Origin of the sequence: Sphingobium scionense, from assembly GCF_014197035.1 — a bacterium.
Lineage (GTDB): Bacteria > Pseudomonadota > Alphaproteobacteria > Sphingomonadales > Sphingomonadaceae > Sphingobium > Sphingobium scionense.
In genome coordinates this window covers 1-12,225 of record NZ_JACIEU010000061.1, presented here as the reverse complement: position 1 = coordinate 12,225, position 12,225 = coordinate 1, and the positions used below count along the sequence as shown (strand labels likewise).

Sequence of the window (12,225 nt, the reverse complement as noted above, 5' to 3'; positions counted from 1 at the left end):
ACCGCAAGTTCGCCGCCTAAGATCAACCCCCTGACGAGGTCCGCACTCCGCTAATCTACGCCGCGAGTTGTGCCGAATGTTCTGACGACGGACAGGCAATCCAGCGATTAACAGCTGACTCGCGCCACCCGGCACCGTGGGCGCTGATGGCAAGCTGGCGTGGAAATGTACCGTCCGCGATCTTGCGGTAGAGGGTTGAACGGGAAAGCCCGGTGCGGGCGAGAACGGTCTTCATTCGGATGATACGGTCGGAACTGTTCATGGGGCGGTGTCCTCATTTCATGAAGTTGCGGGAGCCCCCTGAAGCCAGCATCAGACAGGCGGAGCCGCCCTGCAAGAGGGTGGGACAATGCCTCTGGAGACCGGGGCTCAACTGGCTTGGACGCCGGCGGACTTCTGGAAACGATTTGGGAAGTCAGCGGAAAATAGCGTAGACGCAAACGCATCTCTCGATCGGCGCAGATTTTTTCCCATATCGTCCCGCTTGATAGGCTCACCGGCGTTCGAGACCGCAAAGTTCGCGATCTGACGGTTCTTTCAAGTCGAGTCGTTCATGACAAATTCTCCAAAATTGAGGAGGTCTGTCCGCCATGGAAGAGCATGCGCAAAAGCTGTTATGCGCGCAAGGGCAGCAGGGCGCGCGGAGGTTGCGAGAACGACATACACGTCTCACATGCTTGGTCCGCTTGACCATGGAGAGTTCGGGCAATTTGGTCGTGTACTTGGCAGCGCGGCAGGCATGCGGTGAGCCTACTTATCCGAGGATGATGGATTTTCCCTCCGGCGCAGCTCATTCTCAACGGCTTCCCTGACGAACAAAGCCAGCCTCCGGTTTCCAACCAACGCCTCGATACGCGCGATCGTATCTGCCGATAGCCTGACTGTCGTCGGCTTCATTCCTAGCGGCGGGCGTCCCATGACATTGTCGGTATCGATCACGAAACGAATCTCCAAGTCAAAGTGGTTGACGCTACCGTTTATTTGTATATACGACATCGTTTATTGAGTAAACGGTGGCGTATATTTGCGTTCGGCGGCTTGATTTGTGCCGTTGGCATCGACGCGCCGCGAATCATGCGGGATCTGTCAGGGCCGTGTTGCACCTACCCACTGCTTCCGCTCATCGATGAAAGGTGCCGAATGGGAGATGCTCTATGGTCATCACCACGTCACGTCGCGCGCTGCTCGGTACGTTAACAGCAGCATCCATTTCGGCAGACATTGCGCCGTGGGGGAGGGCCCTCGCGTACCTTCATGATCGATACGAAGACGCGCCGGTGACCTTGCGCCGCAGCCGCGAAAGCCGGGACCTGAGCAGAGACCTTTTTCAGAGCGCCGAGATTGCCTTTGCCGGGATCGATGCCGGCTTTTTCAGGCGGCATATCCGCACGACGCTTCATCAGGCCGGCGCGGTCGCAAAACTGGCGCTTTGCGCATGTCTGCTCGACGTAGGATTTTCCGACGCGTGGAATGCCGAGCATATCCGCCAGGATATTGCCAAGGCGCTGGCCTATGCCAACGCGACCGGCTTTGGTCTTGATTGCCCGGACATGGCGCGGTTGGTGGTCATCCTCACGCCTTATTGGAAATGGGGCTATCCCCATCTGATCGGCGACCCGCCGATGGATGATGGCGGCTTTTCTCCCGAACGAGTTTGCCTGCTGATCCGAGCCTTGTTGGATCGCGTACATGACGTAACCGGTCATGCCCGTCTCGCGGACGGAGACAAGCGGCACGCGACGATAGCGTCATGACATTGCGCACCGACTTCGGCCATCTTCCAGCCTCGATCCAGCATGAGCTTGAGCAGGTGACATGGATGGTCTTCGAGACCTTCGCGGAAAGCTGCAAGGGCAGGCTGTCGCTGCAGTATCGCGAGGGGCGTATCCTTGCAGTCATTCTGCACGGCCCGCACGCTGAGCAGGCATGGGAGGACGTTCCGTCGGGCGCGGCGTTCCGGCTGATGCTGATCGTCAACCATGTGCGCCTAGCGCGCAGTGATCAGGATTGGCGATTAATGCGAGATCGATTGCGCCGCGCATGGGAGCATGGCGAGATCGCCCGGCCGGTCCGGATGTCAGTGGAAAGCCTGGACCGGATCAACAGTGCCCTTGCCGATGCTGTGCCCCATTTCGTCACGATCGCGGAGAAGGGGATAGCGCTGTATCAGACGGAAGGGCTGCGCCTCAAAGCGCCGCGTCATTTGCCTGAGGAAGAAAGGGCCAGAAGGGCCGGAGCAGAATTCGCGCGCTGGCATAAAAATGGCTGCGACTTTCTGGCCGGCGCAGCCTTTTATCGCGACAGGGGCAATATGCGGATGGCCGCATTGCTCCTGCATCAGGCCTGCGAGCATTTCTATCAGAGCATATTATGGTCCTTCACGTTCCATGGACCACGCACCCATGCGCTTGACGAATTGCGCGAAGCGGCGGAGGCCCTGGCACCCGATCTCCGCGCCGCGTGGCCGCGCGAAGACCGGCACCAGCGACGTGCCTTCGGATGCATCCGCAGGGCTTATGTCGAGGCCCGCTATGAGCGGTCCTATCGCATCACGCCGGCCGAACTGGTTTGGGCGCTGGAGCGAGGCGAAGCGCTCAAGCAACTGACCGCGCAAAGCTGGCGCGACCATGACGCGTCGCTGGCCGTTCAACAGCAACCCACAATATCGGAGCCGCCTCCGCAGTCGCTGATCTTGACGCCAAATTCTCGCGCACTGCCGCCGCTGTTACCCGCAGCCGTAGGCACGCGCCGATACCGGTCGCCTTTGGCTCGGCTGCGCGGCCTTTTACATGCCGTAGAACGCAGCGATTCCATCGGACGTTGGGTAAGGCGCACCTCCCTGTTTTCTGTTGGCCTCTGCCTGTTCCTGGCCGGGGCCGAAGCGATGCATTGGCGTCTTCAGCGCTCAAGTCCGGTCATTCCATCTGAGCCGGCAAAGCTGACCGCCGTTCTCGATTTCGACATTCGTGCCGAGACCGTGTTGGAAGCGGTCGTTGAAGTCGCCAATCGAGCCGGCTATCGGACCGCAGCCAATGAGGACATCTGGACCGTCCGTTGGACCGGAACCTATCGTGCCAAGGCAACGACCTTCGACGCACTTGCCGACATTCTCTACGGCTCAGGGCTTTGCCCGACCATCAGGGATGATTTGATCACCATACGCTTCTGCGATCCATCCGGCCGTTTTGTCATCGCGAGCGCCGACGAAGTCGTACAGCCGGACGAGCATGCAAGCGTGACAATCTATCGATCGCGCTGATCGCTTTCAGCCTCAAAGGCACGCTTGCCCTTGCGCTGCCATAGGGCCAGCGCCTTTTGTCGGTCCTCGCCGTGCAGCCTGTCCGCGACGGCGAGAAAGGCGCCATAGAGGGTGGCACGATCGTCATCAACGAGATCGACCAGGCCGGCCTTGATGACGAGGCCACCCAATTCGATCAGATGACGAGTTCTCTCCCGGCGTTTGACGGCCCAGTCTCGCATGTCGGTTCTTGCCTTCTGTGCCTCAAGCCGATGCCGAGCCACCGTCGAGCGGGAGAGTGCCGCTCTGGAGGCGATCAGATCCGCCCGCAGGCTGGCGCTTGTCGCCGCGAAAGAAGGCGGCGCCAGCCTTGCGCCACGCCTCCTTGGCTGTCGCATCCTTGCTGCGCGCCGCATGAAGGAGCACCCCGGCCAGCAGATCGGCGTCGAGCACATCCGCGCCGGTTGCCACGACCAGTTCGCCCAACTGACGCACGCGCCGTTCCTTCAGTTGCTTTGCCTTGTCAGCCAGCGCCTTCAGCTCCGAATCAAAATCGCGGGGTTTGCGCATGATCAAGTCTCCGTTGAATGATGATGCGCTCATGATAGAAGAAGGGCCTGTGGCGCGCAGTAGAGTCGCCGGTACAGTCTGGCACCGCCTAGTCCCTTCCAGGAAAATTTCGAGAAGGGCGCGCTTATACGTCGTTCCGACGTGCGGCTCAGCGTAGTAAATGGACGATCGTTATGGCGATCTTCCATTTTTCCGTTCAGATCATCAGTCGCGCAGCGGGCCGGTCTGCCGTGTCAGCGGCTGCCTATCGGGCAGGCGAGCGGCTGCATGACGAGCGCCTGGATCGCGACCATGATTTCCGCGCTCGCTCCGGTGTCGAGCATAGCGAGGTCATGCTGCCCGAAGGCGCGCCGGAGCAATGGCGCGAGCGCGAACGCCTCTGGAACGATGTCGAGGCGTTTGAAAGCCGCAAGGACGCGCAGCTCGCGCGCGAAATCGAATTCGCCATCCCGCGTGAAATGACCAAGGCGCAGGGTATCGAGCTTGCCCGCGACTTTGTTGCCCAAGAGCTTGTCGATGGCGGCATGATCGCCGATCTCAATGTCCATTGGGACATTGGCGCCGACGGTCAGGCCAAGCCCCATGCCCACGTCATGCTGACCATGCGCGAGGTGACACCCGATGGCTTTGGCCAGAAGGTGCGGGAGTGGAACGATCATGCGAATGTCGAACGTTGGCGTGAGAACTGGGGCGCTCATGTCAACGCACGGCTTGCCGAACTCGACATCGACGCACGGATCGATCATCGCAGACTTGCCGATCAGGGCATCGATCTGGAGCCACAAAGTAAGATCGGCGGGCCCGCACACCGCATGGGCGCGCAAGGGCTGGAAGCCGATCGCGCCGAGCTTCATCGCGAGATTGCGCGGGAGAATGGCGAACGCATCATTGCCAATCCCAGCGTTGCGCTCGATGCCATCACCCATGGCCAGGCCACCTTCACCCATCGTGACCTCGCCATGTTCATCCACCGGCACAGTGATGGGCAGGATCAGTTCAACGCGGCGATGCACGCGGTACGCGGCTCGCCAAACCTGATTGCGCTCGGTCAGGACGGACGCGGCGAAGATCGTTTCACCAGTCGCGAGATGATCGAGGTCGAGCAGCGGCTGGACCGTGCGGCTGATCGGCTCGCACTACAGATGGAGCCTGGTCTCCCGACGGCAACGAACTACGCCATTCGTGCCGCCGAGAGTAAAGGTCTTGCTCTGGGAGCAGAGCAAGACGCCGCGTTGCGACATGTAACAGGTGGGCAAGGATTGTCACTGATCCTTGGCTATGCCGGCACCGGCAAAAGCGCCATGTTGGGTGTGGCACGTGATGTGTGGGAGAGAGCCGGCCTCAACGTGCGGGGCGCAGCCCTTGCCGGTATTGCCGCCGAAGGGCTGGAGAATGGCTCGGGCATTGCTTCTCGCACCATCGCCAGCATGGAACATGGCTGGGCGCGAGGACGCGATCTTCTGACAGCCCGCGATGTGCTGGTGATCGACGAGGCCGGCATGGTCGGAACGCGCCAAATGGAGCGCGTCCTCTCCCATGCCGCCGAGGTTGGCGCGCAGGTCGTGCTGGTCGGTGATCCACAGCAGTTGCAGTCGATCGAGGCGGGCGCTGCGTTCCGGGCGCTGCATGAGCGTCATGGGGGGGTGGAGATCACCCAAGTTCGCCGTCAGCATGAAGGCTGGCAGCAGGATGCGACCCGGCATCTGGCAACCGGCCGCACCGGAGAAGCGATCGGCGACTATGCCGAGCACAACATGGTCCATGCCGCCGACACCCATGACCAGGCGCGCAGTGCATTGATCGGCGGCTGGGATCGCGATCGAAAAGCGAAGCCGGATGCCAGCCGGATCATATTGACCCACACCAATGCGGAAGTACGCGACCTCAATGAAGCGGCGCGGGAACGCATGCGCGAGGCCGGCGAACTAGGGCCGGACATTGCCGTGAAGACCGAACGCGGCGACCGGCAGTTCGCGACAGGCGACCGCATCATGTTCCTGCGCAATGAGCGCAGCCTGGAGGTCAAGAACGGAACGCTCGGAACCATCGAGAATATCGGCAACGGCCATATGGCTGTGCGGACCGACGATGGCCGATCAGTGGCGTTCGACATCAAGGATTATCGCGACTTCGATCATGGCTATGCTGCCACGATCCACAAGGCGCAGGGGATGACCGTTGACCGGTCGCATGTGCTGGCGACGCCGGGCATGGATCGGCACGGCGCCTATGTCGCGCTATCACGACACCGGGATGGACTCGCCCTTCATTATGGACGCGATGATTTTCGCGACCAGGCACGGTTGGTTCACACGCTGTCGCGTGAGCGCGCCAAGGATATGGCGACGGACTATCAGAAGGCTGGCATCCCGCACGAGTTGTCGGCCGAGAGCCAGCGGGCCTTTGCCGAGCGGCGTGGCATCAGATTCCGTGAACGCGTGGTCGAAATTGCACGCGCAGGCGCCCAGAAGGCGCGCGGTCTTTTCGACAATTTCCGGCCGAAGGTCGCGCCTGCGCAGCCCCAGCCAGCAGTCCAGCATGACCATGGCCGTGATCATCAACCGATCCGGGCCGGTGGTCTGCGAGGTGCCGTGGAGCGCTACGCAAGGGCGGCACATGAAATTCAGCAGGCGCGGGCGCAGGGGCTGGAAGCCATGCCGCATCAGCATGTGACGCTGGAGAAGGCCCGGCAGGCGCTGGACGCAATCCGCCCCGAGGGCGCATCGGATCTCGATCGCGCATTCGGGCATAGCCCTGAACTGGTCAGGGACGCCGCAGAAGGGCGAGGCCAGGCGGCTGTCCGCGCAATGCAGCTGGAAGCGGAAATCCGCGTCGATCCCTACGCCCGAGCGGATCGGTTTGTAGAGGGCTGGCAGCAGCTTCAGCGTCAGCACGACGAGCTTGTTCGCGACGGTAATTTCCGGGGTGCCAGAACGGCTTCGCAGCACATGACCGACATGGCCAAGAGCCTGCAGCGTGATGCCCAATTGGAGTCTGTGCTGGGGCTGCGCAGCCGCCAGCTTGGCCTTGAGATTGGCCAGCACGCGCAGCGCAGCCTTTCCCAGCAACTCGCCGCCTCAATCCCCTTCGATCATGGGCACGACATCAGTCGCGGCTTTGGCCGCTAACTCTCAGGAGGAATGGATATGGATCAACTTGGGAGTGCGGGCGATCCCGAGCCCGATCTTGCTGCTGAAGCCTTTGCCAGGCTGGAAATGCGGATCTCCGAAATGGATGGTCGGATCGCGCTGATGACACGGGCGCTTGAGCATATCGCCATCGAGAAGCAGGGCATCGAGATACCCGATTACACGCCCACGCTCACCAAGATGAACAGCTATTTGGTGGAACTGGCGGCGCAGGCTCAAAAGATGGCCAAGGCGCCGGCCATGCAGATCACGCCGGAGAATATGGCGGCTCGGATCGATCAGGTGGCTCGGCAGGCGCGGGAGGCGGATCGGATCAATATCGAGCAGGCGCGTATGCTCCTCAATGATGCCCGTGAAAGCCAGATGCGAGCGATAGGGCACCTTCGGAACAGGCGGGCGCAAATCTGGCATATGGCCTACAGCGCGACGGGCGCGATGGTCGCGGTTATGCTGCTCTGGCTGCTTTACCCTGGCTGGGCGGCGAGTATCGGGCCGCAAAGCTGGCTTTGGCCCGAAAGTGTCGCGCGCAGGACGATGGGCGAGCCGACCTTATGGGAGGCAGGAACCAGACTGCTAGAAACCGGAAATCCGCGAGCTTGGCAGGCAATCGTCGAGGGGATGGACATAATCAAGGCGAATAGCGAGGCCCTGGATAAATGCGGGCAGGCAGCGGCCAAAGGGCACGCTCGGGTGCGCTGCACCATAATGATATCCGCGCCGAACTGATACATTCTATCAATTGCTTCCGCGCGACCATAACCGCGAGATGCAGTCATATACGATGAAAAAGTTAAAACGAGAAAGCCAAAAAACTAGTTTATTGTGGTCATGGAAGCACGCAAACATGTTGAAATGATTCTGATTTGATTTCATCATCCACGGCGAAAATTATACAAATTTTATGCAATTGTCTCCGTTTCATACTATATTCTGGAGATTATATGCCGAGTACATTATTGTACAAATCTGCGCTGATCGCCGCGCTGGCGGGAGTGTCATTCATCGCGCATCCAGCGGAAGCCGGCATTATTGAGGAAGTGCCAACGACCTGGCGCTTGCAAAACTACATTGGCAACCACGAGATAGCTGTATGGTATAGCAGCGCCGCTGGCTGCACATCGGGCAAACTCGGATTTTCCGGTGCGACTGCAGAAGAGCTGAACCGCTTTCAGTCAACTGTCCTAAACGCTAAAGTCACAGGCCGACCGGTCGGCATTGCGTTCAGCGAAACATGCGTCATGCGTGATTTTTAGATAAAAACTTCCTGATAAATATAAATACGATTGAATATTTATCGTCATGTCTTGACAGTAATATTTATGATGTTTCCACAAAAAATTGGAATAGATACACAATGAATCAACAATATTTCTATAAACTTTTTTCATTTTCTGTATTGATGCTTGCATCGCCAGCTTTTGCAGGTAGCGCTTCAGGTGGAAAGGTGACGCAACTGATTTCTGCCAATACCAGCTTTGCGTTCGTCACCAACGGCACGCGCTCTGCTGTGCCGGCTTGCGCTAGCGGAGCCCCCAATCAATGGGTCATAGATATGTCGACGCCGGCCGGCCAGGGTATGGCGGCCACTGTGTTGACTGCGTTCAGCCTCGGAAAGACAGTGGATGTTCAGGGTACAGGGGCATGTCCGACAATCCAACCGAATGTCGAAGCTGTGCAATATGTCGTGGTCTTTCCCTGATCCGAGCGCGCCAAAAATGGCTGCAATGAATAAATTTCACACCTGGCGTCAATTGATTGAATTATTTCATCGGGGCCGAAGCAGGGATCGCGACATTTCGTAGATTATTCAACGTAGAAACTTTTTCGGAGGTCTTGAAATGAAAATATTTCGTTTTTCCTGCACGCTACTCGCAGCAATATCTTCTCCGGCATGGGCTGTCTGCAGTGCCACCAACTGTCCAGATGTCATCGTGCAATTGTTATATCCTAGCACGGACGGCAAAGCTTATGTCAAAATCGATGCCAGTCTCACGCCTCTCAATTGCACACCTCTGGCCGGCGGATATCTATCATTGATACGATCGGATCAGAATTCTGACTGGATTTATGCGACCCTTCTGACCGCAGTGGCAGCCAATGGCGGCAAATTGGCGAATGTTCGGATCGTTGAAGGCTCTGCGGGGTGCATCATTGCCTATGTCTGGCAAAGGCCACTATGATCGAAGTGGTAGCTTAAGGCATTTCAGGCCGAAGTGATGAAAGGCCTTAGCGATCGATCGCGATCACTGCTGAATGCGGCTGATATCGGTGGAAGCTCCTACGTCGTACGGCCTGGCACCGGAGGCAAACTCCTCTCATCAAGCATCGCCATCGCTGCACAGGGGCTAGCTTGCCGGTTGCTAGGGCGACGTACCTCACCGATTCAGAGTCACCCTATGTGTTGCAATGCCCCAGGCCGACCACATAAACCCGTTGTTGTGCGAGGCAGGCCCTTAGGGCGGTAGCAAACATCGCTTGGCCAGCAGCGGTCGTCGTATCGACTGCAAATCGCTGCAGGACACTCACGCCAGCCGGCTTACTGCCAGCGGCCGGTCCGGAAACATTGAACACTACAGCGGCGGTGAGCACATCGAACCCAAGCACATATCCAACGCCCACATTTGCAGCAGGGGCAGGCGTGCCGGAGATGGCAAGGATAAACGCGCCAAAGCCTGTGACTGCTCTTGATGCCATGATGCGCATTGTCATCTCCTGTTCAGCGCAGGATGATGGTAAGCGGGGCGGCGGCCCCACCTTGCGGACGTAAAGTGTAGCCTTGAGTCTGCGCCTCCTGATCAGGATGGAGGACGCTGGTGCTATGACGATGCCATGTGACGATGCTGGCACCAGCAAGGTTCAGCGGTTCGAGGTTTTTACCGGTGCAGGCCAGCGGCGGGACTGGCCGCCTGAAGTGAAGGCCGCGATCATCGCGGAGAGCTATTCCAAGCAGGAGACTGTCTGCGCCGTTGCCCGTCGGCACGGCCTTAGCCCATCGCAGTTGTTCACCTGGCGGCGGCAGTTGCGCAAGCAGATGGAGGCCCGCGGCGTTGCGCTGCCAGTTGCCCCCACGATGGCGCCAGCGTTCGTCCCCGCGGTTATCTAGGAGCCGCCGTCGATCGAACCGGGTCCGGCGAAGCGCCCGCGGAAGCAGGCGCGTGCAAAGGACAGCGCGGTCGAGCTGGAGATCGACGGCGTGGCAGTGAAGATCGGCCGTGGCGCCGATGCCGGCGTCATCGCCGCAGTAATCGAAGCCCTTAGGGCGACCCGATGATCGGACCAGGAGTTGGCGCCCGCGTGATGGTGGCGACGCGCCCGGTGGATTTTCGCAAAGGACCGGACGCCTTGGCCGCGTTAGTGAGCGCCGATTATGGCGGCGATGCATTTTCCGGCGTGATCTATGTCTTCCGGGCCAAGCGTGCCGACCGGGTCAAGCTGATCTGGTGGGACGGGACCGGCCTGTGCCTGATGGCGAAGCGTCTGGAGCAAGGCGGCTTCAAGTGGCCCGGCATCCAGGACGGCGTGATGCGTCTTTCCGCCGCCCAACTCGGTGCGCTTCTGGAGGGATTGGACTGGCGCCGGGTCCATGGCGGCCGTCGACCGCAGGCCCCGCAGATTGCCGGTTGACGCGGCTTTGCTCCACTGATTCACTCTTTCCATGCTCACGCAAGCGGACCTGCCGGAAGACATCGACGCGCTTCGCGCGCTCGTGCTGGAGCAGTCCCGGATTTTGGCGGAAGAGCGGGCCGCAGCTGAGGTCCGACTGGCGGAGCTGAACGTCGCCAAGGGCGAAGCGGACGTCGAGATCGAACGCCTCCAGTCGATCATCAAGGCCTTCATGCGGCATCGTTTCGGCAGCCGATCCGAACAGCTCGATGCCGATCAGCTCCAGTTGGGACTGGAAGATGTCGAGATCGCCCTTGGGCACGCCCGTGCTGCCAGAGAGGCTGTTGCGCCGCGGTCCCGCGGCGATCAGCCCCGCAAGACCAACCGCGGCTCATTGCCCGCGCATCTCGAGCGGATCGAACAGATTGTCGATCTCGACGACAAGGCCTGCCCTTGCTGCAAGGGGCCGCTCCATCAGATCGGCGAAGATGTTGCCGAGCGCCTGGACGTCGTGCCCACCACCTTCCGCGTGCTGGTGACGCGCCGCCCGCGCTATGGCTGTCGCTCCTGTGAAGGCGCGATCGTCCAGGCACCCGCTCCGGCGCGGATAATTGAAGGCGGGATTCCGACTGAAGCGCTGATCGCCCAGGTGCTGGTGTCGAAGTATGCCGATCATGTTCCGCTATACCGGCAGGCTCAGATCTACGCCCGGCAGGATATCAGGCTCGATCGCTCCACCCTGGCGGACTGGGTGGGCCGGGCAGCATGGTATCTGCGGCCGCTGCGCGACCGGACCCTTGAGGAACTGCGGCGATCCGAACGCCTGTTTGCTGATGAGACCACCGCGCCGGTGCTCGATCCCGGGCGAGGCAGAACGAAGACCGGCCAGCTATGGGCCTATGCCCGCGATGATCGACCATGCGGTGGCGCAGGTCCGCCGATGGTCGCCTATATCTATGCGGCAGATCGGAAGGCTGAGCGGCCCGACATCCACCTCGGAGATTTTGCAGGCATCCTGCAGGTCGATGGCTATGGCGGCTATACAGCTCTTGCAAAGCGGCGCGGTCAGCAGCTCAGCCTCGCTTTCTGCTGGTCCCATGTTCGGCGTAAATTCTATGATCTCGCCGCCAGTTCTCCGGTCGCGACCGAGATCCTGCGCCGGATCGCCATGCTCTATGCTATTGAAGACGAGGTGCGCGGCTCGGCCGCTGAACAGCGCCGCCTTCAGCGCGCCGAACGCAGCCGCATCATCGTCGAGGACCTTAAGCTCTATCTTGATGGCCGGCTTCGCCAGATCAGTGCCAAAAGCAAGTTGGCTGAAGCCATTCGCTATGCGACAAGCCGCTGGGCTGGCCTCGTCCGCTTCATCGACGACGGCCGCATCGAACTCGACACCAACACCGTCGAGAGATCAATCCGTCCCTTGGCTTTGAACCGAAAGAACGCGCTCTTCGCCGGCTCCGACGAAGGCGGCGACAACTGGGCGGTCATCGCCACGCTCATCGAAAACTGCAAGCTGGGCGCGATTAACCCCAACGATTGGCTGATACCAACCTGCATTGATCATGAGCCACGCGCCCATTTGCGGCGCCCGATGGTCATGATGCGCCAAGGCTGGTCGACGAGCTTGTTCCAAGCTTCACAGCAGAGGTCGACAATGTTTTC

Annotated in this window: 15 protein-coding genes; 10 read left to right on the top strand and 5 right to left on the bottom strand. The window is 60.0% G+C overall.

The window, feature by feature from the left end; all coding sequences use genetic code 11:
- Positions 1-55 precede the first annotated feature (55 nt).
- Both GGQ90_RS28225 and GGQ90_RS28220 read right to left on the bottom strand, forming a co-directional pair.
- A complete protein-coding gene (locus GGQ90_RS28225; RefSeq protein WP_188084585.1) occupies positions 56-262 on the bottom strand; it encodes a helix-turn-helix transcriptional regulator in 207 nt (68 codons plus the stop codon).
- Positions 263-750: 488 nt separating this feature from the next.
- Positions 751-939: a hypothetical protein gene (locus tag GGQ90_RS28220; protein ID WP_175551304.1), complete on the bottom strand. Its 189-nt coding sequence runs from the start codon at positions 937-939 to the stop codon at positions 751-753.
- Between the two features lie 215 nt (positions 940-1,154).
- On the opposite strand from GGQ90_RS28220, the gene GGQ90_RS28215 reads away from it, so the two are divergent.
- Entirely contained in the window at positions 1,155-1,754 is a 600-nt protein-coding gene (locus GGQ90_RS28215; RefSeq protein ID WP_188084584.1) for a hypothetical protein, read from the top strand.
- Positions 1,751-3,259: a HEPN domain-containing protein gene (locus GGQ90_RS28210; RefSeq protein WP_188084583.1), complete on the top strand. Its 1,509-nt coding sequence runs from the start codon at positions 1,751-1,753 to the stop codon at positions 3,257-3,259. Before GGQ90_RS28215 ends, GGQ90_RS28210 begins: the two co-directional genes overlap by 4 nt.
- Here the strand turns inward: GGQ90_RS28210 and GGQ90_RS28205 are convergent.
- Together GGQ90_RS28205 and GGQ90_RS28200 are read right to left on the bottom strand one after the other, a co-directional pair.
- On the bottom strand, positions 3,244-3,480 hold the full coding sequence (locus GGQ90_RS28205) for a conjugal transfer protein TraD (protein ID WP_188084582.1): 237 nt from the start codon (positions 3,478-3,480) through the stop codon (positions 3,244-3,246). The two genes, GGQ90_RS28210 and GGQ90_RS28205, sit on opposite strands and share 16 nt — an antisense overlap.
- 22 nt (positions 3,481-3,502) lie before the next feature.
- Entirely contained in the window at positions 3,503-3,808 is a 306-nt protein-coding gene (locus tag GGQ90_RS28200; protein ID WP_188084581.1) for a conjugal transfer protein TraD, read from the bottom strand.
- A 173-nt stretch (positions 3,809-3,981) separates the two neighbouring features.
- On the opposite strand from GGQ90_RS28200, the gene traA reads away from it, so the two are divergent.
- From traA to GGQ90_RS28175, 5 genes are all read left to right on the top strand, one after another.
- Positions 3,982-6,936: a Ti-type conjugative transfer relaxase TraA gene (gene traA, locus GGQ90_RS28195; protein WP_188084580.1), complete on the top strand. Its 2,955-nt coding sequence runs from the start codon at positions 3,982-3,984 to the stop codon at positions 6,934-6,936.
- A gap of 12 nt (positions 6,937-6,948) precedes the next feature.
- On the top strand, positions 6,949-7,683 hold the full coding sequence (locus GGQ90_RS28190) for a DUF6118 family protein (RefSeq protein ID WP_343054216.1): 735 nt from the start codon (positions 6,949-6,951) through the stop codon (positions 7,681-7,683).
- A 215-nt stretch (positions 7,684-7,898) separates the two neighbouring features.
- Complete coding sequence (locus tag GGQ90_RS28185; RefSeq protein WP_188084578.1) at positions 7,899-8,210, top strand: hypothetical protein; 312 nt, start codon at positions 7,899-7,901, stop codon at positions 8,208-8,210.
- A gap of 101 nt (positions 8,211-8,311) precedes the next feature.
- The gene (locus GGQ90_RS28180) at positions 8,312-8,656 is read left to right on the top strand and encodes a hypothetical protein (RefSeq protein WP_188084577.1); all 345 of its coding nucleotides are present in this window, start codon (positions 8,312-8,314) and stop codon (positions 8,654-8,656) included.
- A 139-nt stretch (positions 8,657-8,795) separates the two neighbouring features.
- Positions 8,796-9,137 (top strand): hypothetical protein, encoded by a 342-nt coding sequence (locus GGQ90_RS28175; protein ID WP_188084576.1) that lies wholly within the window; start codon positions 8,796-8,798, stop codon positions 9,135-9,137.
- Between the two features lie 214 nt (positions 9,138-9,351).
- Here GGQ90_RS28175 and GGQ90_RS28170 read toward each other — a convergent pair whose 3' ends face one another.
- On the bottom strand, positions 9,352-9,660 hold the full coding sequence (locus GGQ90_RS28170) for a hypothetical protein (RefSeq protein ID WP_188084575.1): 309 nt from the start codon (positions 9,658-9,660) through the stop codon (positions 9,352-9,354).
- A 115-nt stretch (positions 9,661-9,775) separates the two neighbouring features.
- Between GGQ90_RS28170 and GGQ90_RS29570 the strand changes: the two genes are divergently transcribed.
- From GGQ90_RS29570 to tnpC, 3 genes are all read left to right on the top strand, one after another.
- Entirely contained in the window at positions 9,776-10,060 is a 285-nt protein-coding gene (locus tag GGQ90_RS29570) for a transposase (RefSeq protein WP_246428502.1), read from the top strand.
- Positions 10,061-10,224: 164 nt separating this feature from the next.
- On the top strand, positions 10,225-10,581 hold the full coding sequence (tnpB, locus tag GGQ90_RS28160; RefSeq protein ID WP_188084574.1) for an IS66 family insertion sequence element accessory protein TnpB: 357 nt from the start codon (positions 10,225-10,227) through the stop codon (positions 10,579-10,581).
- Positions 10,582-10,612: 31 nt separating this feature from the next.
- A partial coding sequence (gene tnpC / locus GGQ90_RS28155; protein WP_380766134.1) for an IS66 family transposase occupies positions 10,613-12,225 on the top strand: 1,613 nt, incomplete at its 3' end.